The sequence below is a fragment of the Enterobacter sp. HSTU-ASh6 genome (assembly GCF_026319105.1).
In the GTDB taxonomy this organism is placed as follows: domain Bacteria; phylum Pseudomonadota; class Gammaproteobacteria; order Enterobacterales; family Enterobacteriaceae; genus Enterobacter; species Enterobacter sichuanensis.
Window position 1 is genome coordinate 150,023 of record NZ_WSPD01000004.1, and the last position, 22,200, is coordinate 172,222.

Annotated in this window: 22 protein-coding genes; 18 read left to right on the plus strand and 4 right to left on the minus strand. The window is 56.7% G+C overall.

All coding sequences use genetic code 11. The annotated features are described in order from the left end of the window. Positions 1-46: 46 nt before the first annotated feature. Positions 47-1,345 carry a phosphopyruvate hydratase gene (gene eno / locus GM298_RS06310; RefSeq protein WP_025757059.1) on the plus strand — a complete coding sequence of 433 codons (1,299 nt, stop codon included), beginning with the start codon at positions 47-49 and terminating at the stop codon, positions 1,343-1,345. Positions 1,346-1,398: 53 nt separating this feature from the next. On the opposite strand, the gene GM298_RS06315 is transcribed toward eno, so the two are convergent. Together GM298_RS06315 and GM298_RS06320 are read right to left on the minus strand one after the other, a co-directional pair. Then, positions 1,399-2,508 (minus strand): SDR family oxidoreductase, encoded by a 1,110-nt coding sequence (locus GM298_RS06315; RefSeq protein ID WP_266153796.1) that lies wholly within the window; start codon positions 2,506-2,508, stop codon positions 1,399-1,401. Positions 2,509-2,866: 358 nt separating this feature from the next. After that, positions 2,867-3,691, minus strand: coding sequence for a MurR/RpiR family transcriptional regulator (locus GM298_RS06320; RefSeq protein WP_025757061.1), 825 nt, complete (start codon positions 3,689-3,691; stop codon positions 2,867-2,869). 165 nt (positions 3,692-3,856) lie between these two features. On the opposite strand from GM298_RS06320, the gene GM298_RS06325 reads away from it, so the two are divergent. The 3 genes from GM298_RS06325 to queE are packed head-to-tail and all read left to right on the plus strand — an operon-like array spanning position 3,857 to position 6,849. Further along, positions 3,857-5,416, plus strand: coding sequence for a maltose/glucose-specific PTS transporter subunit IIC (locus GM298_RS06325; RefSeq protein WP_045286498.1), 1,560 nt, complete (start codon positions 3,857-3,859; stop codon positions 5,414-5,416). Beyond that, entirely contained in the window at positions 5,416-6,123 is a 708-nt protein-coding gene (locus GM298_RS06330) for an N-acetylmannosamine-6-phosphate 2-epimerase (RefSeq protein WP_104557084.1), read from the plus strand. Before GM298_RS06325 ends, GM298_RS06330 begins: the two co-directional genes overlap by 1 nt. Before the next feature lie 54 nt (positions 6,124-6,177). Beyond that, positions 6,178-6,849: a 7-carboxy-7-deazaguanine synthase QueE gene (gene queE, locus GM298_RS06335; RefSeq protein ID WP_023309006.1), complete on the plus strand. Its 672-nt coding sequence runs from the start codon at positions 6,178-6,180 to the stop codon at positions 6,847-6,849. Between the two features lie 88 nt (positions 6,850-6,937). Here queE and queD read toward each other — a convergent pair whose 3' ends face one another. Further along, positions 6,938-7,300 carry a 6-carboxytetrahydropterin synthase QueD gene (gene queD / locus GM298_RS06340; RefSeq protein WP_025757064.1) on the minus strand — a complete coding sequence of 121 codons (363 nt, stop codon included), beginning with the start codon at positions 7,298-7,300 and terminating at the stop codon, positions 6,938-6,940. A 305-nt stretch (positions 7,301-7,605) separates the two neighbouring features. Here queD and cysJ point away from each other — a divergent pair, with 305 nt between their 5' ends. The 3 genes from cysJ (at position 7,606) to cysH (ending at position 11,957) form a co-directional block, all read left to right on the plus strand. Next, a complete protein-coding gene (gene cysJ, locus GM298_RS06345; protein WP_266153797.1) occupies positions 7,606-9,411 on the plus strand; it encodes an NADPH-dependent assimilatory sulfite reductase flavoprotein subunit in 1,806 nt (601 codons plus the stop codon). After that, positions 9,411-11,123: an assimilatory sulfite reductase (NADPH) hemoprotein subunit gene (gene cysI, locus GM298_RS06350; protein WP_266153798.1), complete on the plus strand. Its 1,713-nt coding sequence runs from the start codon at positions 9,411-9,413 to the stop codon at positions 11,121-11,123. Before cysJ ends, cysI begins: the two co-directional genes overlap by 1 nt. A gap of 99 nt (positions 11,124-11,222) precedes the next feature. After that, the gene (gene cysH, locus GM298_RS06355) at positions 11,223-11,957 is read left to right on the plus strand and encodes a phosphoadenosine phosphosulfate reductase (RefSeq protein ID WP_025757067.1); all 735 of its coding nucleotides are present in this window, start codon (positions 11,223-11,225) and stop codon (positions 11,955-11,957) included. 105 nt (positions 11,958-12,062) lie between these two features. Here cysH and GM298_RS06360 read toward each other — a convergent pair whose 3' ends face one another. Beyond that, the gene (locus tag GM298_RS06360) at positions 12,063-13,106 is read right to left on the minus strand and encodes an aminopeptidase (RefSeq protein WP_025757068.1); all 1,044 of its coding nucleotides are present in this window, start codon (positions 13,104-13,106) and stop codon (positions 12,063-12,065) included. A 238-nt stretch (positions 13,107-13,344) separates the two neighbouring features. Between GM298_RS06360 and cysG the strand changes: the two genes are divergently transcribed. From cysG to GM298_RS06415, 11 genes are all read left to right on the plus strand, one after another. Beyond that, positions 13,345-14,703, plus strand: a complete 1,359-nt coding sequence (cysG, locus tag GM298_RS06365) for a siroheme synthase CysG (protein WP_095441262.1) — start codon at positions 13,345-13,347, stop codon at positions 14,701-14,703. 9 nt (positions 14,704-14,712) lie between these two features. Then, entirely contained in the window at positions 14,713-15,621 is a 909-nt protein-coding gene (gene cysD / locus GM298_RS06370; protein WP_006811770.1) for a sulfate adenylyltransferase subunit CysD, read from the plus strand. 9 nt (positions 15,622-15,630) lie between these two features. Next, on the plus strand, positions 15,631-17,055 hold the full coding sequence (cysN, locus tag GM298_RS06375) for a sulfate adenylyltransferase subunit CysN (RefSeq protein WP_025757070.1): 1,425 nt from the start codon (positions 15,631-15,633) through the stop codon (positions 17,053-17,055). Then, complete coding sequence (gene cysC, locus GM298_RS06380; RefSeq protein ID WP_021241908.1) at positions 17,055-17,660, plus strand: adenylyl-sulfate kinase; 606 nt, start codon at positions 17,055-17,057, stop codon at positions 17,658-17,660. Before cysN ends, cysC begins: the two co-directional genes overlap by 1 nt. 58 nt (positions 17,661-17,718) lie before the next feature. Beyond that, a complete protein-coding gene (locus GM298_RS06385; protein ID WP_266153799.1) occupies positions 17,719-18,045 on the plus strand; it encodes a DUF3561 family protein in 327 nt (108 codons plus the stop codon). A 166-nt stretch (positions 18,046-18,211) separates the two neighbouring features. Continuing rightward, positions 18,212-18,523 carry a cell division protein FtsB gene (gene ftsB, locus GM298_RS06390; protein ID WP_008499609.1) on the plus strand — a complete coding sequence of 104 codons (312 nt, stop codon included), beginning with the start codon at positions 18,212-18,214 and terminating at the stop codon, positions 18,521-18,523. A 19-nt stretch (positions 18,524-18,542) separates the two neighbouring features. Beyond that, a complete protein-coding gene (ispD, locus tag GM298_RS06395; protein WP_025757072.1) occupies positions 18,543-19,253 on the plus strand; it encodes a 2-C-methyl-D-erythritol 4-phosphate cytidylyltransferase in 711 nt (236 codons plus the stop codon). Beyond that, positions 19,253-19,732: a 2-C-methyl-D-erythritol 2,4-cyclodiphosphate synthase gene (gene ispF / locus GM298_RS06400; protein WP_008499607.1), complete on the plus strand. Its 480-nt coding sequence runs from the start codon at positions 19,253-19,255 to the stop codon at positions 19,730-19,732. Before ispD ends, ispF begins: the two co-directional genes overlap by 1 nt. After that, the gene (gene truD, locus GM298_RS06405; RefSeq protein ID WP_025757073.1) at positions 19,729-20,778 is read left to right on the plus strand and encodes a tRNA pseudouridine(13) synthase TruD; all 1,050 of its coding nucleotides are present in this window, start codon (positions 19,729-19,731) and stop codon (positions 20,776-20,778) included. Before ispF ends, truD begins: the two co-directional genes overlap by 4 nt. Further along, positions 20,759-21,520: a 5'/3'-nucleotidase SurE gene (gene surE / locus GM298_RS06410; RefSeq protein ID WP_266153800.1), complete on the plus strand. Its 762-nt coding sequence runs from the start codon at positions 20,759-20,761 to the stop codon at positions 21,518-21,520. The genes truD and surE overlap by 20 nt, the downstream gene beginning before the upstream one ends. After that, the gene (locus GM298_RS06415) at positions 21,514-22,140 is read left to right on the plus strand and encodes a protein-L-isoaspartate(D-aspartate) O-methyltransferase (RefSeq protein ID WP_025757075.1); all 627 of its coding nucleotides are present in this window, start codon (positions 21,514-21,516) and stop codon (positions 22,138-22,140) included. Before surE ends, GM298_RS06415 begins: the two co-directional genes overlap by 7 nt. Positions 22,141-22,200: the final 60 nt, after the last annotated feature.

Below are 22,200 nucleotides of genomic sequence, written 5' to 3' on the forward strand. Positions count from 1 at the left end.
GTTGTTTGTCTGGAGTTTTAGTTTAACTTGTACTGAGGAAAATCTAATGTCCAAAATCGTTAAAGTCATCGGTCGTGAAATCATCGACTCCCGTGGTAACCCGACCGTTGAAGCCGAAGTTCACCTGGAAGGTGGTTTCGTTGGTATGGCTGCTGCTCCATCAGGTGCTTCTACCGGTTCCCGCGAAGCGCTGGAACTGCGCGATGGCGACAAATCTCGCTTCCTGGGTAAAGGCGTACTGAAAGCGGTTGGCGCTGTAAACGGTCCGATTGCTCAGGCAATCATTGGCAAAGACGCCAAAGACCAGGCTGGCATCGACAAGATCATGATCGATCTGGACGGTACTGAAAACAAATCTAACTTCGGTGCAAACGCCATTCTGGCGGTTTCCCTGGCGAACGCCAAAGCGGCTGCAGCTGCTAAAGGTATGCCACTGTTCGAGCACATCGCTGAGCTGAACGGCACCCCAGGCAAATACTCCATGCCTGTACCAATGATGAATATCATCAACGGTGGTGAGCACGCAGACAACAACGTTGATATTCAGGAATTCATGATTCAGCCAGTTGGCGCGAAATCCCTGAAAGAAGCGGTTCGTATGGGTTCTGAAGTATTCCACAATCTGGCGAAAGTGCTGAAAGCGAAAGGCATGAACACCGCTGTGGGTGACGAAGGTGGCTATGCGCCAAACCTGGGTTCTAACGCAGAAGCTCTGGCTGTTATCGCAGAAGCGGTAAAAGCAGCGGGCTACGAGCTGGGCAAAGACATCACCCTGGCGATGGACTGTGCAGCATCTGAATTCTACAAAGACGGTAAATACGTTCTGGCTGGCGAAGGCAACAAAGCGTTCACCTCCGAAGAGTTCACTCACTTCCTGGAAGACCTGACCAAACAGTACCCAATCGTGTCTATCGAAGACGGTCTGGACGAGTCTGACTGGACTGGTTTCGCATACCAGACCAAAGTACTGGGCGACAAAATCCAGCTGGTTGGTGACGACCTGTTCGTAACCAACACCAAGATCCTGAAAGAAGGCATCGAGAAAGGCATCGTTAACTCCATCCTGATCAAATTCAACCAGATCGGTTCTCTGACCGAAACTCTGGCTGCGATCAAAATGGCGAAAGACGCTGGCTACACCGCTGTTATCTCTCACCGTTCTGGCGAAACTGAAGACGCTACCATTGCCGACCTGGCTGTGGGTACTGCTGCAGGCCAGATCAAAACCGGTTCTATGAGCCGTTCTGACCGTGTTGCTAAATACAACCAGCTGATTCGTATCGAAGAAGCGCTGGGCGAAAAAGCACCATACAACGGCCGTAAAGAGATCAAAGGCCAGGCATAATTGCTTAAGCCTTAGAATGAAAATGCCAGTCGAATGACTGGCATTTTTTTTGTCTATTTGAAGTCGACCGCCATTTGTTCCGGTATGCTCAGCCCCCGGGTGGTTTGCACGCAGCGGGCGATATAATCCGTAAACCGGGGTGGTTTCGGCATCCCCATGCTTAACAGCTTGTCGTTGCTAAAGCGCACGTTAAGCGTGGCGAACGCACCGTATAACCGCATGGCTTTGAGCATCAGACGTTCATTGCACGGGCCAAAAATGTCCTTCAGCTCGCGGCGCATTCTGACCAGCGTTTCGTAGCTGACCTGCGCATATTTATCACCCACGGGGGCTTTCTCCAGCGCCTGCGCCATCGCATTATCAATATCCGCAAAGCGAACGCTGTTCTCTTCACCCGCCGAAATATGCACCACTTCCCCCGAACGAGCGTTGCTGTGAAGCAGCATTAACAACGCATCGGCGCAGTAGTCCACCGGAACAACGTCGATTCGGTCTTCCATGGAGCACATAAACTTCTGCAGCATCAGACCCATGCTAAAGACCCAGAAAATGCTGCTCGATGGCGTGCAGCCGTGGCGGGTATGGCCGACAACGATGGACGGACGGGCAATAAGCAGCGGCAGGTCTGGACACGCCTGGCGCATCAGCTGTTCGATGGTTGACTTCGACCAGGTGTATTCCACCAGATGTTCAGCATTCTCTCTGAATTCAGCGCTTTCGGCGACCAGGGAATCCTGTTCTGGCGTGCATGACATAGCCGTGCCGACGTGGAGGAAACGCTGTAGCGTTGAAACCTGCTCCATGCGGCGCGCCAGCGCCAGGGTACCTTCTACGTTGACCTTCCAGATCAGCGGGTTATTTCCAAATGAGGCAACGGCCGCACAGTTAACGACATGTGTGACCTGATCTAGACGCGGATCGTTCAGAAAGGCTTCCGGCTGGCTGAGATCTCCAATAAGGATATTCTCCACACTCAGGGAGGCCAGTTTATCTTCGGGAACGTTAAACTTGCGCAGGTTCTCCAGCACCCGCTCCAGCCCGCTCTGCGCATCGCCGGCTCGCGCGAGCAAAAGCAGTTTCACGGATTGATCGCCGGTTAGCACTTTTTCCAGTACTGCACCGCCCAGAAACCCCGTCACGCCTGTAATCATTAACATCTTCATTAATACCGTCTCATTATGATTGATGAGGCGGATTGTAGGCGTGCAAAAGTAAACGGCATTTAAATAATAAAACGCCGAAACCGACGGCCTCTTAAGCTTATTTTAAGGAAAAGAAATCAGGTGGAGATATTGGACATTGCGGCTGGGATAAAAATTCAATTTATTAATTATTATCTTTTAATTGTTTGATATTAAAGTGATTTAAATGGTTTTGTCAGCGTGTTAAGCATAATTCAAAATGTAATTAATAAAATAGTTTGTTACACCAAACATTTACCGGATAAATCATTTAAATAGAGCTTAACGCAAATCAGATGATATTAACCGCAGGCTATTTTATTTAGCCTGCGAAGGGTTTTCAGAGTAACAGAGGAAGCGTGGCGCTGGCGGTTTGCTGGCTAACGTCCCCGTAATGACCGTCCAGCGCAATCATGGATGTGGTCAGCAGCTCAACCAGCAGCATAACCCCAACCTTAGCATTGAGCGCACCTGCGCTCAGTGGTCCCTCCGGTTTGGCGGCCACCAATTGCATATCGCTCAGGGACGCCAGCGGGCTACGTGGCGTATTGCTGAGCGCCAGCACCGTAACGCCGCGCTTGCGGGCCAGTTTCACCACGTGGAGCAAATCCCGCGTTGAACCGGAGCTGGAGATGGCCACCACCAGGGTCTCTTTTGAAAGCGTGGTCGCATTCATGGCCGCGCGGTGCATATCGCTAAACAGCTGCGCCGGTTTGCCCAGCCGCAGCAGCTTATAGTGCAGATACTCCCCGAGTATGGCGCTGGCCGCAACGCCGTAAATCTGCACGGACTGTGCCTGATGCAGCGCCAGCGCGGCCTTTTCCAGCAGCGCGCGGTCGAGGAGTCGGGCGGTATCCTGCAAAGCCTGCACCGATTCCTCCACGACGTTATCAATTTCGTCCCCGGCCTGACGCGCGGGCTGGCCCTGCTGAATATCCAGCGCAAGCGCCATCTTAAATTCGTTATAGCCCTTGCAGCCCAGCGTGCGGCAAAGACGCGTGACGCTGGCCTCGCTGGTATGGCTTTCGCGGGCCAGCTCGGTGATCGTCAGGTAGAGCACCCGGGCAGGATCGCTGAGGACAAACTCACCGAGTTTTTGTTGTGTTGGGCTGTACCCGGAAGCCTCCTGGCGGAGCTTCAGCAGCAGGTTTTCATGATCCGACATGCCACGTCCTTAATGCGTTTCTCTGCGCCTAGTGTGGCGGAAAGCGGGGGAAAGATGCCAGTCATTTCGAAAAAGTATGATCGGGCTCCTGGTTTATGATGATAATTTTCACTAGTAAATATTAATATGGTAAAAATTTTCATCTATAAAAAGAGGGATGAAAAAATGATGCAAATGTTCAGTGGGGCTTCTTCGGGCGGATGGTTTGAAAAAGCGCAGCGCTTTGGCAAATCCTTCATGTTGCCCATCGCCGTGTTGCCTGCGGCGGGTCTGCTGCTGGGAATCGGCGGCGCGCTATCGAATCCTAATACGCTGACGGCTTATCCGTTTTTAGATGTGGGCTGGCTACAGGCGATTTTCACCATCATGAGCAGCGCAGGTTCAATCGTCTTTGCGAACCTCCCGGTGCTGTTTGCCGTTGGGGTGGCCGTCGGGCTGGCCAAAAGTGATAAGGGTACGGCTGGGCTGGCGGCGTTACTCGCATTTCTGGTGATGAATGCCACCATCAACGCGCTGCTGATCCTCACCGGCAAGCTGGCGCACGAGAACCCGGGAGCCGTGGGACAGGGCATGACGCTGGGCATTCAGACGCTGGAAACCGGCGTGTTTGGCGGCGTGGTGATTGGACTGGTGACCTGCGCGCTTCATCATCGGTTTAATAAGATTGCGCTTCCGCAGTTTCTCGGGTTCTTTGGCGGCTCACGTTTTGTTCCCATTATCAGCTCCCTGGCGGCGATCCTCGTCGGGGCCGCAATGACCGTGGTCTGGCCGCATTTTCAGAAACTGATTTTTGGTCTGGGCGGGCTGGTGGATGCCACCGGTTATCTGGGGACGCTGCTGTACGGCTTTATTCTACGCATGCTGGGCCCGTTTGGGCTGCACCACATCTTCTATCTGCCGTTCTGGACCACCGCGCTCGGCGGCAGTGAGATGGTCAACGGTCACCTTGTAGAAGGCACACAGCGAATTTTCTTCGCCCAGCTGGCCGACCCTGCGACGCGTCAGTTCTATGAAGGTACGTCACGCTTCATGTCCGGGCGCTTTATTACGATGATGTTTGGCCTGCTCGGAGCATGTCTGGCGATGTACCACACGGCAAAACCCGAGAACAAAAAACGCGTTGCCGGGCTGTTACTTTCAGCGGCGTTGACCTCGTTCCTGACCGGGATCACTGAGCCCATCGAGTTCTCCTTCCTGTTTATCGCACCGGTGCTGTACGTCATCCATGCGCTGTTTGACGGGCTGGCATTCATGCTGGCGCACATGCTGCATATCACCATCGGGCAAACCTTCTCCGGCGGTTTTATCGACTTCGTGCTGTTCGGCATTTTGCAGGGGGAGGCCAAAACCCACTGGATGTTCGTTCCGCTGGTCGGCGTGCCGTGGTTCTTCCTCTACTACTTCACGTTCCGCTACCTGATTAACCGCTTTGATTTTGCCACGCCGGGCCGTGAAAAGGAGACGATGTCTGACGAGGTGACTCTCCCGCAAAGCGATCGCGCCGCGGCGGTGATTGCCGGATTAGGCGGAAAAGACAATCTGGAAGAGGTGGACTGCTGTGCCACGCGTCTTCGCGTCACGGTAAAAGACGGCAGCAAAGTGAATGACGCGGCGCTGAAAGCCACCGGCGCGCGCGGCGTTATCGTGCGCGGAAACGGTGTTCAGGTCATCTATGGCCCGCACGTCACGATTATCAAAAACGAAGTGGAAGAGATCTTATCGTAATGAAAACTGTACTGGATACCCTGAAGGGAAAACTGGTCGTCTCCTGTCAGGCGCTGGAAAACGAACCCCTGCATAGCCCGTTTATTATGTCGCGAATGGCGCTGGCAGCGGCGCAGGGCGGAGCCGCCGCCATACGCGCCAACAGCGTAGTGGATATCGTGGCCATTAAACAGCAGGTGTCGTTGCCGGTTATCGGCATCATCAAGCGGGATTATGCCAACAGCGAGGTGTTTATCACCGCGACGATGACAGAAGTGGATGAGCTTATGACCGTCTCTCCGGAGATCATCGCGCTTGATGCGACGGCGCGGGCACGCCCCGGCGGTGAATCGCTGGAAGCCCTGGTCACGCGTATCCGCGCACGCTACCCCACGGTATTGCTGATGGCGGATATTTCCTCAACAGCGGAAGCCGTAACGGCGCAGGCGTTAGGTTTTGATTGCGTCGGCACCACGCTTTATGGCTATACGGCGGACACCGCGGGCCATGCTCTTCCGGAAAATGACTGTGCGTTCCTCAAGGCGGTGCTGGCGGCCGTCACGATTCCCGTGGTGGCTGAAGGCAACGTGGATACGCCCGAGCGTGCGGCCAGGTGTCTGGCGCTGGGCGCGCATACGGTTGTCGTCGGCGGCGCGATCACCCGCCCACAGCAAATTACCGAACGGTTTATGGCGGCGATTGACGCGCAAAGCACCGATGGAGCATGACCATCCGGCGGGGATCTGCGATACTTATCGTTTATCCCCTTTACTGAGATGACTATGCAGTACCCGATTAACGAGATGTTCCAGACCCTGCAAGGCGAGGGTTACTTTACCGGCGTTCCCGCTATCTTTATCCGTTTACAGGGATGCCCGGTTGGCTGTGCCTGGTGTGATACCAAACATACGTGGGATAAGCTCGCAGATCGGGAAGTGTCGCTGTTTAGCATTCTGGCGAAAACCAAAGAGAGCGATAAGTGGGGCGCGGGCAGTTCAGAAGATCTGCTGGCCATCATTGGTCGTCAGGGCTGGACGGCGCGCCACGTGGTGATCACCGGCGGCGAACCCTGCATTCACGATCTGACCCCGCTGACCGAGCTGCTCGAAAAGAACGGCTACAGCTGTCAGATTGAAACCAGCGGCACCCATGAAGTGCGTTGCTCGCATACCACCTGGGTGACGGTATCGCCGAAAGTGAATATGCGCGGCGGATACGATGTGCTGTCTCAGGCGCTGGAGCGCGCGGATGAGATTAAGCATCCGGTGGGACGCGTGCGTGATATCGAAGCGCTGGATGAACTGCTGGCGACGCTGACGGATGAAAAGCAGCGGGTGATCGCCCTGCAGCCTATCAGCCAGAAAGAGGACGCGACGCGCCTGTGCATTGAAACCTGCATTGCGCGCAACTGGCGCCTGTCGATGCAGACGCACAAATATCTGAATATCGCCTGAAAAAAAGCCCGGTGGCGTTAGCGCTTTCCGGGCCGGGGTTTCGAGGCTTTCGTAGGCCGGGTAAGGCGAAGCCGCCACCCGGCAAGCATCACTCGCCGCGATACACGCAGCCTGCCGTACAGGTCTCTTTGATCATCACCGCGCTCAGCAGCGGAACCTGCGGTTTCATCTGATCCCAAATCCATTTCGCCAGCACTTCGCTGGTCGGGTTTTCAAGACCCGGGATATCGTTCAGGTAGTAGTGATCCAGACGATCGTAAGTCGGTTTGAATGCAGCCTTCAGCTCGGCAAAATCCATGATCCAACCGGTATGCGGATCAACTTCACCGGTGATCTCAAGACGCACCATAAACGAATGCCCGTGCAGTCGGCCGCATTTGTGTCCTGCAGGAACATGCGGGAGGTGGTGGGCAGCTTCGAAGGTGAAATCTTTAAACAGTGTGGTGGACATGATCGCTCTCAGTAATGCGGAAAAAACCGCCGCATAGTACCGGAAAGCACAATTTTTCGCATTAACTAAAACGGCTCTGAAGCCTGAGCTTGCATTAACAGCGGTTTTATATGGTTTTTATTTAACAATTTCAAAAAGTTACTTAATCGGTTTTATCGCTAAGAATGATAACTAAAACAGGTTAGTCCATTTGGTTATTTATTATTTCCATCCCTTCTTTAATTGTTATTATCCTCGCCGTTAACCTTATCTCTAGTTTGGTCTTTTTGCATAAATTCCGCTTTGCTACTGGAACATAACGACGCATGACAACACAGGCCCCACCTTCAAATTTGCTTCCCCTGAACCCGGAGCAACTGGCGCGTCTTCAGGCTGCCACCTCTGACTTTTCTCCCACTCAGCTTGCCTGGGTCTCCGGTTATTTCTGGGGAATGCTCAATCAGCAGCCTGGCGCTGTGGCGGGGGCACCGGCAACAGCCGTTGAAATTCCGGCCATTACCCTGATTTCCGCTTCGCAAACAGGCAATGCCCGCCGCGTGGCTGAAGCACTGCGTGACGACCTGCTGGCCGCCAAACTGAACGTGAACCTGGTCAACGCCGGGGATTATAAATTTAAGCAAATCGCGTCGGAAAAACTGCTGGTGGTTGTCGCCTCTACCCAGGGTGAAGGTGAACCCGCTGAAGAAGCGGTGGCGCTGCATAAGTTCCTGTTCTCGAAAAAAGCCCCAAAACTGGACGGCACGGCGTTTGCCGTATTTGGCCTGGGCGATACCTCCTATGAATTCTTCTGCCAGTCCGGGAAAGATTTCGACAGTAAGCTGGCGGAGCTCGGCGCGGAGCGCCTGCTGGACCGCGTTGACGCAGATGTCGAATACCAGACCGCCGCAGCAGAATGGCGTGCCCGTATCGTAGAGGTGCTGAAAGCCCGCGTGCCAAAAGCGACGTCGGCGCAGGCGGCGTTCACCGCGACGGGGGCGGTCAACGACATTCACACCAGTCCGTACACCAAAGAGGCGCCGCTGACCGCAAGCCTGTCGGTGAACCAGAAAATTACTGGCCGCGATTCTGAAAAAGACGTGCGCCATATCGAAATCGATCTCGGTGATTCTGGCCTGCGCTACCAGCCTGGCGATGCGCTGGGGGTCTGGTATCAGAACGATCCGGCGCTGGTGAAAGAGCTGGTTGAGCTGCTGTGGCTGAAAGGCGACGAGCCGGTCACCGTGGAAGGCAAAACGCTGCCCCTCTCTGAAGCGTTGCAGTGGCATTTCGAGCTGACGGTCAACACGCCGAACATCGTCGAAAATTACGCCACCTTAACCCGCAGTGAATCCCTGCTGCCGCTGGTGGGCGACAAAGCGAAGCTGCAGCATTACGCGGCGACGACGCCGATTGTTGATATGGTGCGTTTCTCTCCGGCGCAGCTGGATGCCGGGGCGCTGGTCGGCCTGCTGCGTCCGCTGACCCCACGCCTGTACTCCATTGCCTCGTCTCAGGCCGAGGTGGAGAGCGAAGTGCATATCACCGTGGGCGTGGTGCGCTACGACATCGAAGGCCGCACCCGTACGGGTGGAGCATCGGGCTTCCTGGCTGACCGCGTAGAAGAAGAGGGCGAAGTGCGCGTCTTTATCGAGCACAACGACAACTTCCGCCTGCCGGCGAATCCGGAAACGCCGGTCATCATGATTGGCCCGGGGACCGGTATTGCGCCGTTCCGCGCCTTTATGCAGCAGCGTGCGGCAGACGGTGCGCCGGGTAAAAACTGGCTGTTCTTCGGGAACCCGCACTTTACGGAAGATTTCCTCTACCAGGTGGAGTGGCAGCGCTATGTCAAAGAAGGCGTACTGACCCGCATCGATCTGGCCTGGTCTCGCGATCAGAAAGAAAAAGTATACGTACAAGACAAACTGCGCGAACAGGGCGCAGAGCTGTGGCGCTGGATCAATGACGGTGCCCACATTTATGTCTGCGGCGATGCCAATCGCATGGCGAAAGACGTTGAGCAGACATTGCTGGAAGTGATTGCCGAGTTCGGCGGTATGGATGCCGAAGCGGCGGATGAATTTTTAAGTGAGCTGCGCGTTGAGCGCCGTTATCAGCGAGATGTCTACTAATGAGCGAAAAACATCCAGGGCCACTGGTGGTCGAAGGTAAACTGACAGACGCCGAGCGCATGAAGCTGGAAAGCAACTACCTGCGCGGCACCATTGCTGAAGATCTGAATGACGGTCTCACCGGCGGTTTCAAAGGCGACAACTTCCTGCTGATCCGTTTCCACGGCATGTACCAGCAGGATGACCGTGATATTCGTGCCGAGCGTGCGGAACAGAAGCTGGAGCCGCGTCATGCGATGCTGCTGCGCTGCCGTCTGCCGGGTGGGGTAATCACCACCAAACAGTGGCAGGCCATCGACAAGTTTGCCGGTGAAAACACGATCTACGGCAGCATCCGTCTGACCAACCGTCAGACCTTCCAGTTCCACGGCATTCTGAAGAAGAACGTGAAGCCGGTGCACCAGATGCTGCACTCCGTCGGGCTGGACGCGCTGGCGACCGCGAACGATATGAACCGTAACGTGCTCTGCACCTCTAACCCGTATGAGTCCGAGCTGCATGCCGAAGCGTACGAGTGGGCGAAGAAGATCTCCGAGCACCTGCTGCCGCGTACCCGCGCGTATGCAGAGATCTGGCTCGATCAGGAAAAAGTCGCGACCACGGACGAAGAGCCGATCCTCGGCCAGACCTACCTGCCGCGTAAGTTCAAAACCACGGTAGTGATCCCGCCGCAGAACGATATTGATCTGCACGCCAACGATATGAACTTCGTGGCGATTGCCGAAAACGGCAAGCTGGTGGGCTTTAACCTGCTGGTGGGCGGTGGCCTGTCCATCGAACACGGTAACAAGAAAACCTACGCCCGCACCGCGAGCGAGTTCGGCTTCCTGCCGCTCGAGCATACGCTGGCCGTGGCGGAAGCGGTGGTTACGACCCAGCGCGACTGGGGTAACCGTACCGACCGTAAAAACGCGAAAACCAAATACACCCTGGAGCGCGTGGGCGTGGAGACGTTCAAAGCGGAAGTGGAGCGTCGTGCGGGCATCAAATTTGAGCCGATTCGCCCTTACGAATTCACCAGCCGCGGCGATCGTATTGGCTGGGTTAAAGGCATCGACAATAAATGGCATCTGACGCTGTTTATCGAAAACGGCCGTATTCTGGACTATCCGGGGCGTCCGCTGAAAACCGGTCTGCTGGAAATCGCGAAGATCCATAAAGGTGAGTTCCGCATTACGGCTAACCAGAACCTGATCATTGCCGGCGTGCCGGAAAGCCAGAAAGCGAAGATCGAGAAGCTGGCGCGCGAACACGCCTTGATGGATGCGGTGAAGCCGCAGCGTGAAAACTCGATGGCCTGCGTGTCATTCCCGACCTGCCCGCTGGCGATGGCTGAAGCGGAGCGTTTCCTGCCGTCCTTCACTGACAAAGTGGAAGCGATTCTGGAAAAACACGGCATTCCGGACGAGCATATTGTTATGCGCGTCACCGGCTGCCCGAACGGCTGCGGTCGCGCGATGCTCGCCGAGCTGGGCCTGGTGGGGAAAGCGCCGGGGCGCTATAACCTGCACCTGGGCGGTAACCGTATCGGCACGCGTATTCCGCGTATGTTCCGCGAGAACATCACCGAGTCGGAAATTCTTGATTCCATCGACGAGCTTGTCGGGCGCTGGGCGAAAGAGCGCGAAGCGGGTGAAGGCTTCGGCGACTTTACGGTGCGTGCGGGCATCATTCGCCCGGTGCTCGATCCCGCCAGGGATTTCTGGGAGTAACCCATCCTTTGCCCGGTGGCGCTTCGCTTACCGGGCCTACGGGTTTTGTAGGCCGGGCAAACGCAGTGCCGCCCGGCAAAACAGGCAAACGAGGTTCTTATGTCCGTACTCGATCTAAACGCGCTTAACGCATTGCCGAAAGTCGAACGCATTCTGGCACTCGCAGAAACCAACGCTCAGCTGGAGAAGCTCGACGCCGAAGGGCGTGTGGCGTGGGCGCTGGAAAACCTGCCGGGAGACTACGTGCTGTCGTCGAGCTTTGGTATTCAGGCGGCGGTCAGTTTGCATCTGGTGAATCAGATCCGCCCGGACATTCCGGTGATCCTCACCGATACCGGCTACCTGTTCCCGGAAACCTACCAGTTTATTGACGAGCTGACGGACAAGCTCAGGCTGAACCTGAAAGTCTACCGCGCGGCTGAAAGCGCGGCCTGGCAGGAGGCGCGCTACGGCAAGTTGTGGGAGCAGGGTGTTGAGGGCATTGAGAAATACAATGAGATCAACAAGGTTGAGCCGATGAACCGGGCGCTAAAAGAGCTGAACGCGCAGACGTGGTTTGCGGGGCTGCGCCGTGAGCAGTCCGGCAGCCGCGCCACGCTGCCGGTGTTGGCGGTTCAGCGCGGGGTGTTTAAAGTGCTGCCGATCATCGACTGGGATAACCGGACGGTGTACCAGTACCTGCAAAAACACGGGCTGAAGTACCATCCGCTGTGGGATCAGGGCTACCTGTCAGTGGGAGATACCCACACCACGCGCAAATGGGAACCGGGAATGGCGGAAGAAGAGACGCGATTCTTTGGGCTGAAGCGCGAGTGCGGGTTGCACGAAGGGTAATTTCATTCACTCCCCCTCACCCCAGCCCTCTCCCCAAAGGGGAGAGGGTGTAATCGTCCCCTCTCCCCTTTGGGGAGAGGGTTAGGGTGAGGGGAAAATACCGCTCTACGCTTTCCCCGCTTTTGCCAGCTCTTTCACCAGCGGCAGCATCACTTTCACCACATCCCGGCTGCGGTGCTCTATGCGCTGCGGCAGGGCGCTATCAATGTGCTGTTGATTATCCAGCATCACGTTATGCCAGCTTGTCCCGTCCGGAAAGGCTTTCGATTTAGTCCGCTGCTGATAGCCATCTTTCTTGCCCAGCGACCAGTTTGTCGCTTCCACGTACAGTACCGGAATGCCGGCCTTATCGAACACTTCGCCGTCGTTACAGCAGCCCGTTCCTCGCGGATAGCTGGCGTTCCCGCCAGGATTGGTCGTGGCATAAACGCCATGGCTGCGGGCAATCGCCAGCGCCCGGTCACGGGTCAGTTTCCGCACGGTACCTGGCGTACTCTGTCCGCTATTGAAATAGAGCTTATCGCCGACGATTAAATTATCGAGGTTAATCACCAGCAGCGTATTTTTCTTCTCCTCTGCGCTCATGCGCTTAAGGAGATTCTCAGCGCCAAGCTTGCCTTCCTCTTCGCCGCTGGTCGCCACAAAGCGAATACCATATTTTGTCGGGATGTCTTTCATCCGCTCGGCCAGCTCAAGCATCACGCCCAGGCCTGCGGCGTTATCGTCCATGCCCTGCAGCGTCAGCCCACCGAGGTTGTTATCCGAATCTGCGTCACTCTGCGGGGCGTAGGTATCAAGGTGCGCCATAATAATGATCTGCTCAGCCGCGCGACCTTCATGCGCCGCGATAACCGTACTGCCGGTCACGTTATGCCAGTTTTTGGTTTTATTTCTGGAGGTATAAACGTAGCGGCTGTGAAACGAACGGATATCACTCTGGTAACCCATATCGGCAAACTGCTGACGAATATAGTCGGCGGAGAGCATTTCCGCCGGAGAGCCGGTCATGCGTCCGGGGAAGACGGTAGCAATATGCCGCGCCTGCATATTGGCGATTTCACCATACGGTTGATTTTTTGCCTGAGCCGGAAGGATGAAGCAAACGCCGAGCGCCAGGGCAGCAATACGGTGGCGCGTTGCGGAAAACATAGGGAGTCCTTAAAAAACAGAGCAAAATTTTAACCCGCCTAGTATGAAACTGTGATCGCCCATACACAATTTGAATTGCTCTTAAATGCCCGAAATTTCGCGTGTTAAGCACTTTTTGATATTTGCTTTTTCATTGCGTTATTCCATTGAGTAACTACTCATTCCAATTCGTAATTTCATTCGGTCTAAGCCGCCCCCTATAGTCCCTCTATTCCTTGTTGTGAGTGAGTTGTTGCTTGTGGACTATCTGCCCTTATTTGCCGCGATTAAAGAGAAACCGGTGCTGGTTGTTGGTACCGGTGACATTGCCGATCGCAAAATCGCGTTTCTGCAGCGTGCGGGCGCGCAGGTGCAGACCGTCGCAGAGGCAGATTTTGACGAATCACAGATCGACAGCGTGGTGCTGGTGATTGCGGCAACGGAAAATCGCGAACTCAACCGGCGGATCTCCGAGGCCGCGCAGGCGCGTTACCGCCTGGTGAACGTGGTCGACGACCAGCCTTTATGCTCGTTTATCTTCCCCTCAATCGTCGACCGATCGCCGCTGCTGGTGGCTATCTCTTCTGGCGGCACCGCACCGGTGCTGGCGCGCGTGCTGCGGGAAAAAATCGAAGCGCTGTTGCCAACCAGCCTTGGACGAATGGCGGAGAAAGCCAGCTACTGGCGCAACCATCTGAAAACCCGCCTGACCAGCGTGACGGAACGCCGTCGCTTCTGGGAGCGCGTGTTTCGCGGCCGCTTTGCCAGCCTGATGCATGCCGGTAATGAGACGGCGGCGCAAAAAATTCTCGAAGACGAACTGGATAACCCCGGCAGCACGGGCGGGGAAATCATTCTGGTGGGGGCCGGGCCAGGTGATGCCGGACTCCTGACGCTGCGTGGCCTGCAGGTACTGCAGGATGCGGACGTGGTGTTCTATGACCATCTGGTCACCGACGGCGTGCGCGAACTGATCCGTCGCGATGCGGAGCAAATCTGCGTCGGCAAACGGGCAGGCGAGCACTCTGTCCCCCAGCATGACACCAACCAGATGCTGATTGCGGCCGCCAGAGCGGGCAAAACCGTGGTGCGCCTGAAAGGCGGCGATCCGTTTATTTTTGGTCGCGGCGGTGAAGAGCTGCAGGCGGCAGCCGAAGCGGGCGTGCCGTTCCAGGTGGTGCCAGGCATCACGGCAGCCTCTGCGGTAACGGCCTACGCCGGTATTCCGCTCACGCATCGCGATTACGCCCAGAGCGTGACCTTTGTGACCGGCCACTACAAGGCGGACAGTACGCCGTTTGACTGGTCGCACCTCGCCCAGAGCCGACAGACGCTGGCTATCTACATGGGCACCATGAAGGCGGCGGACATCAGCGAACAGCTTATTCAGCACGGCCGTGAGGCGACGACGCCAGTCGCCGTGATTTCCCGCGGTACGCGCGTCGATCAGCACGTTGCTGTCGGCACACTTCAGGAACTTGCAACCCTGGCGAAAGACGCCCCGATGCCCGCCCTGATTGTGGTTGGGGAAGTGGTGCAACTGCACAGCACGCTCGCCTGGTTTCAGCACACAACCGACACAGAAGGCTTCGGTGCTTCTGTCATAAATTTGGCTTAAGGAACGGTTATGGACCAAAAACGTCTTACTCACCTGCGACAGCTTGAAGCGGAAAGTATCCATATTATCCGCGAAGTGGCCGCCGAGTTTTCTAACCCGGTGATGATGTACTCCATCGGTAAAGATTCCAGCGTCATGCTGCATCTGGCGCGTAAAGCGTTTTATCCGGGTACGCTGCCTTTCCCGCTCCTGCACGTAGATACCGGCTGGAAATTCCGCGAGATGTATGAGTTCCGCGACCGTACCGCGAAAGCCTACGGCTGTGAGCTGCTGGTGCATAAAAACCCGGAAGGAGTGGCGATGGGCATTAACCCGTTCGTGCACGGCAGCGCCAAACACACCGATATCATGAAAACCGAGGGGCTGAAGCAGGCGCTGAATAAATACGGTTTTGATGCGGCCTTCGGCGGCGCGCGCCGTGACGAAGAGAAATCCCGCGCCAAAGAGCGCATCTACTCCTTCCGCGACCGCTTCCACCGCTGGGATCCCAAAAACCAGCGTCCGGAGCTGTGGCACAACTACAACGGTCAGATCAACAAAGGCGAAAGCATTCGTGTCTTCCCGCTCTCCAACTGGACCGAGCTGGATATCTGGCAGTACATCTATCTGGAAAATATCGAGATCGTTCCGCTGTATCTGGCGGCTGAACGCCCGGTGCTGGAGCGCGACGGCATGCTGATGATGATCGACGACGATCGTATCGACCTGCAGCCGGGGGAAGTGATCAAAAAACAGATGGTGCGTTTCCGTACCCTGGGCTGCTGGCCGCTGACCGGCGCGGTGGAATCCAGCGCGCAGACGCTGCCGGAGATCATCGAAGAGATGCTGGTGTCGACCACCAGCGAGCGACAGGGGCGCGTGATCGACCGCGACCAGGCAGGCTCGATGGAGCTGAAGAAACGTCAGGGTTATTTCTAAGGAGCCGCCATGAACACCACTATTGCTCAACAAATTGCCAAAGAAGGCGGCGTGGAAGCGTATCTGCACGCGCAACAACATAAAAGCCTGCTGCGTTTTCTGACCTGCGGCAGCGTGGATGACGGGAAAAGTACCCTGATTGGCCGCCTGCTGCACGATACGCGCCAGATTTATGAAGATCAGCTCTCTTCCCTGCATAACGACAGTAAGCGTCACGGTACCCAGGGCGAAAAACTCGACCTGGCGCTGCTGGTAGATGGCCTGCAGGCGGAGCGCGAGCAGGGCATCACCATCGACGTGGCCTATCGTTATTTCTCCACCGAGAAGCGCAAATTTATTATCGCCGACACCCCGGGGCACGAGCAGTACACCCGCAATATGGCGACCGGTGCGTCGACCTGTGACCTGGCGATCCTGCTGATCGACGCCCGTAAAGGCGTGCTGGATCAGACCCGTCGCCACAGCTTTATCTCCACGCTGCTGGGGATCAAACACCTGGTGGTGGCCATCAATAAGATGGATCTGGTGAGCTTCAGCGAAGAGACGTTCGACGCGATCCGCCAGAGCTACCTGACCTTTGCTGAACAGCTGCCGGGCAACCTCGACATTCGCTTTGTGCCGCTCTCGGCGCTGGAAGGGGACAATGTCGCCTCCCAGAGCGCGAACATGCCGTGGTACAGCGGCCCGACGCTGCTGGAAGTGCTGGAGACCGTTGAGATCCAGCGCGTGGTCGACACCCAGCCGATGCGCTTCCCGGTGCAGTACGTCAACCGTCCGAACCTCGATTTCCGCGGGTTCTCCGGTACCCTCGCTTCGGGTGTCGTGAAGGTGGGGCAACGCGTCAAGGTGCTGCCATCCGGTGTGGAATCAACCATTGCCCGTATCGTTACTTTTGACGGTGACCTGCAGGAAGCGGGCGCCGGTGAAGCGGTAACGCTGGTACTGAAAGACGAGATTGATATCAGTCGCGGAGACCTGCTGGTGGATGCCCAGGAAACGCTGGCGGCCGTGCAGGGTGCTTCCGTGGACGTGGTATGGATGGCGGAGCAGCCGCTGACCGCGGGTCAGAGCTATGACATCAAAATTGCCGGCAAGAAAACCCGCGCCCGCGTGGACGGCATTCAGTTCCAGGTGGACATTAACAACCTGACCCAGCGCGAGGTCACCGAGCTGCCGCTGAACGGCATTGGTCTGGTCGATCTAACCTTCGACGAACCGCTGGTGCTGGATCCGTATCAGCAGAACCCGGTGACGGGCGGGCTGATCTTTATCGACCGCTTGACGAACGTTACCGTCGGCGCGGGTATGGTGCGCGAGCCAAACGAGCAGGCGAGCGTGGCCTCGGAATTCAGCGCCTTTGAGCTGGAGCTGAACGCGCTGGTGCGTAAGCACTTCCCGCACTGGGGCGCACGCGATCTGCTGGGAGGTAAGTAATGGCCGCCCATGATGAGAACGTCGTCTGGCATCCTCATCCGGTCACCGTCGCCCAGCGCGAACAGCTCCACGGCCACCGTGGGGTTGTGCTGTGGTTTACCGGGCTCTCTGGCTCCGGTAAATCCACGGTCGCCGGGGCGCTGGAAGAGGCGTTGCATCAGCAGGGAGTAAGCACCTACCTGCTGGATGGCGACAACGTGCGCCACGGCCTGTGCAGCGATTTGGGGTTCAGCGATGACGATCGTAAAGAGAACATCCGCCGGGTCGGGGAGGTCGCCAGCCTGATGGCGGACGCCGGGCTGGTGGTGCTGACGGCGTTTATCTCACCGCACCGCGCCGAGCGCCAGATGGTGCGCGAACGTGTGGGTCAGGATCGCTTTATCGAAGTGTTTGTCGACACCCCGCTGGAGGTTTGCGAAGCTCGCGATCCGAAAGGGCTGTACAAAAAAGCCCGTGCCGGTGAACTGCGCAACTTCACCGGCATTGACGCGGTCTACGAAGCGCCTGAATCGCCTGAGATTCACCTGGAAGGTCAACAATTGGTAACAAATTTAGTAAGCCAATTATTAGACCTGCTCAGACGGGACGATATTATCAGATCCTGAGACGGTATCGTTCGGGAGCTGTCTTCCCGAACGATGAGTCACGGTCACAGGATTAGCTATGCGCAACAGTGAAAATTACATCATCACCACCGGGTCGGAGCCGCTTGCGACCGACGACGAGACGACCTGGTCATTTCCTGGGGCCATCATTGGCTTCGTCTCATGGTTGCTGGCGCTTGGCATTCCGTTTCTCATCTACGGCGGTAACACGCTGTTCTTCTTTCTCTACACCTGGCCTTTCTTCCTGGCGTTAATGCCCGTGGCGGTGGTTGTCGGCATTGCGCTGCACTCGCTGCTCAATGGCCGCCTCCTGTACAGTATCGCGATCACGATTGTGACGGTGGTTCTGATGTTTGGCCTGTTATTTTTGTGGCTCATGGGCTAACTTCAGCCATAATTCAAACCGTAACCAACTGTGTGGCGATATTGTGCAGGACGATTCTGCGGAAAAAATGTGGTACATTTGCCCGCGATGTTGCGGCATCTCTGTTACCCCGGCGTTGTGCTCTGGGGAAGTCTTGGGATGAGGATGCCGTTTTTCAGGGGGCAGGATGGGTAAACTAACGCTGCTGTTGCTGGCTTTGCTAATCTGGCTGCAATATTCGCTGTGGTTCGGTAAGAACGGACTGCACGACTATAGCCGGGTGAGTGATGACGTCGCGGCTCAGCAGGCAACAAACGCCAAACTTAAGGCGCGAAACGATCAACTCTTCGCTGAAATTGATGACCTCAATGGCGGGCAAGAGGCGATTGAAGAACGCGCACGCAATGAACTCAGTATGACTAAGCCGGGCGAAACCTTTTATCGTCTGGTTCCGGATGCGTCTAAACGCAATCAGGGCTCAGCACAAAACAATCGATAATCAGGCCCAGGATTACGACATGGCAGTAACTTTTTCGGACGTATGCGCCGTGGTGCCGGCCGCAGGTTTTGGCCGGCGCATGCAGACAGAATGTCCCAAGCAATACCTCTCTATTGGCGATAAAACGATCCTCGAGCACGCCGTGGCGGCGCTGCTGGCGCACCCACGGGTGACGCGGGTGATCATCGCCATCAGCCCGGGCGATGCGCGCTTCGCGCAGTTACCGCTGGCCAATCACCCACAGATTACCGTTGTCGATGGCGGTGCCGAGCGCGCCGATTCCGTGCTGGCAGGCATTCAGGCTGCCGGAAACGCGCCGTGGGTGCTGGTACATGACGCGGCGCGTCCGTGTCTGCATCAGGACGATCTCGCTCGCCTGCTGGCGTTGAGTGAAACCAGTCGGGTGGGTGGCATTCTGGCTGCCCCTGTGCGTGACACCATGAAGCGTGCCGAGCCGGGCAAAGCGGCGATCGCCCACACTGTTGAGCGCGTCGATTTATGGCACGCGCTGACGCCACAATTTTTCCCCCGCGAATTACTCCATGACTGCTTAACGCGAGCGCTGAATGAAGGGGCGACCATTACGGACGAGGCCTCGGCGCTGGAGTATTGCGGTTTCCACCCAACGCTGGTTGAAGGACGTGCTGATAATATAAAAGTGACGCGTCCGGAAGATTTACAGCTCGCGGAATTCTATCTTACCCGTTCGACCCATCAGGAGAAGGCATAATGCGAATTGGACACGGTTTTGATGTACACGCCTTTGGCGGAGAAGGCCCAATTATCATTGGCGGCGTGCGCATTCCTTATGAAAAAGGGCTGCTGGCGCATTCTGATGGCGACGTGGCGCTGCATGCGCTTACCGACGCCTTACTGGGCGCTGCGGCGCTGGGCGATATTGGCAAACTGTTCCCGGACACCGACCCGGCCTTTAAAGGGGCGGACAGCCGCGAGCTGCTGCGCGAAGCGTGGCGCCGCATTCAGGCGAAAGGCTACACCCTCGGCAACGTTGACGTCACGATTATTGCCCAGGCACCGAAAATGCTGCCGCATATTCCGCAGATGCGCGTGTTTATTGCTGAAGATCTGGGCTGCCATATGGACGACGTCAACGTCAAAGCGACGACCACCGAGAAGCTGGGCTTTACTGGCCGCGGTGAAGGTATTGCCTGTGAAGCCGTGGCGCTGCTGGTGAAGGCGAGCAAATGACAGATTTCGACAACCTGACCTACCTGCACGGTAAACCGCAGGGGCATGGGGTGCTGAAAGCCAGCCCTGAAGACTTCCTCGTGGTGGAGGATCTGGGCTTTGAGCCGGATGGCGAAGGCGAACATATCCTGGTGCGCATTCTTAAAAATGGCTGCAATACCCGTTTTGTGGCCGACGCTCTGGCAAAATTCCTCAAAATTCATGCCCGCGAAGTGAGCTTTGCTGGTCAGAAAGATAAACATGCCGTCACGGAACAGTGGCTCTGCGCCCGCGTGCCCGGCAATGCGATGCCTGATTTAAGCAAATTTGAACTTGAGGGCTGTAAGGTACTGGAATATGCCCGTCACAAGCGCAAATTGCGTCTGGGGGCGTTGAAAGGTAACGACTTTACGCTGGTGCTGCGTGAAGTGACCGACCGCGATGACGTGGAGAAACGCCTGAATGCCATCAGCGCGCAGGGCGTGCCGAACTACTTTGGCGCGCAGCGTTTTGGGATCGGCGGCAGTAACCTGCAGGGCGCATTGCGCTGGGCACAAAGCGATGCGCCGGTTCGTGACAGGAATAAACGCAGTTTCTGGTTGTCGGCGGCCCGCAGTGCGTTGTTTAATCAGATTGTGAGCGAAAGGCTGAAAAAACCGGACGCGAATCAAGTTGTTGTTGGCGATGCGCTACAATTAGCGGGACGCGGAAGCTGGTTTGTGGCAACGGCCGAAGAGATGGCCGATGTACAGTCGCGCGTGGACGCCAAAGCGCTGATGATTACCGCTGCGTTGCCCGGTACAGGCGACTGGGGAACCCAGGGCGAAGCCCTGACGGCGGAGCAGTCTGCCGTTGCGGATGCGCAGGCATTACAATCCTTGCTGGTGCGGGAAAAAGTCGACGCAGCACGCCGCGCGATGCTGCTTTATCCGCAGCAGTTAAGCTGGAACTGGTGGGATGACGTGACCGTCGAGTTACGTTTCTGGCTGCCGGCAGGTAGCTTTGCCACCAGTGTTGTCAGGGAACTTATCAACACGTCGGGTGATTATGCGAATATTGCTGAGTAACGATGACGGGATCCACGCGCCAGGCATTCAGACGCTGGCGAAACACCTCCGCGAATTCGCGGATGTGCAGGTCGTGGCTCCCGATCGTAACCGCAGTGGAGCGTCTAACTCGCTGACGCTGGAGTCGTCGCTTCGCACCTTTAGGTTTGAAAATGGCGATATTGCCGTGCAGATGGGCACGCCAACCGACTGCGTTTTTCTGGGGGTGAACGCGCTAATGCGGCCGCGTCCGGATATTGTCGTCTCCGGTATTAATGCCGGGCCTAACCTCGGCGATGACGTGATTTACTCCGGTACCGTGGCGGCGGCAATGGAAGGGCGTCACCTCGGGTTTCCGGCGCTGGCGGTCTCGTTAAACGGCCACACCCACTACGATACCGCCGCCGTGGTGACCTGTTCGATCCTGCGGGCCCTCAGCCGCGAGCCGCTGCGCACCGGACGCATCCTCAATATCAACGTGCCGGATCTGCCCCTGAGTGAGATTAAAGGCATTCGCGTCACCCGGTGCGGAAGCCGTCATCCGGCCGATCAGGTGATCCCGCAGCAAGATCCGCGCGGCAACACGCTTTACTGGATTGGTCCTCCCGGCGAGAAGTGCGATGCGGGCCCGGATACCGACTTTGCCGCCGTGGATGAAGGTTATGTTTCGGTGACGCCGTTGCACGTAGATTTAACCGCGTATAGCGCGCATGATGTGGTGTCGGGCTGGCTGGATCGCGCAGGAGTGAACGCGCAATGGTAAACAAACGTGTACAAACTCTTCTGGAGCAACTCCGCGCGCAGGGGATCCGCGACGAGCACGTGCTTGACGCGCTCGCCCGGGTTCCGCGTGAGAAATTTGTCGACGAGGCGTTTGAACACAAAGCGTGGGAAAACGTGGCGCTACCTATCGGACAGGGCCAGACGATTTCGCAGCCCTACATGGTGGCGCGCATGACCGAACTGCTGGAGCTCACGCCCAACTCCCGCGTGCTGGAGATCGGTACCGGGTCGGGGTATCAGACCGCGATCCTGGCGCATCTGGTACATCATGTCTGCTCCGTTGAGCGGATTAAAGGTTTACAGTGGCAGGCGCGTCGCCGCCTGAAACAACTTGATTTACATAATGTTTCGACACGACACGGTGATGGATGGCAGGGTTGGCAGGCTCGCGCCCCGTTTGACGCCATTATCGTGACGGCGGCCCCACCTGAAATACCTGTGGCACTGTTGTCGCAGCTGGATGAGGGGGGCATTCTTGTTCTGCCCGTCGGGGACGAGCAGCAGCTTCTGAAGCGCGTTCGTCGCCGCGGCGGCGAGTTTATTATCGATACCGTGGAAGCCGTGCGCTTTGTGCCTCTGGTAAAGGGGGAGTTAGCCTGAGACTCGGAATTATCCAGGGTTATTAAGGCAAATTCAGCGTATGGTGTGGCGCGAAAGATT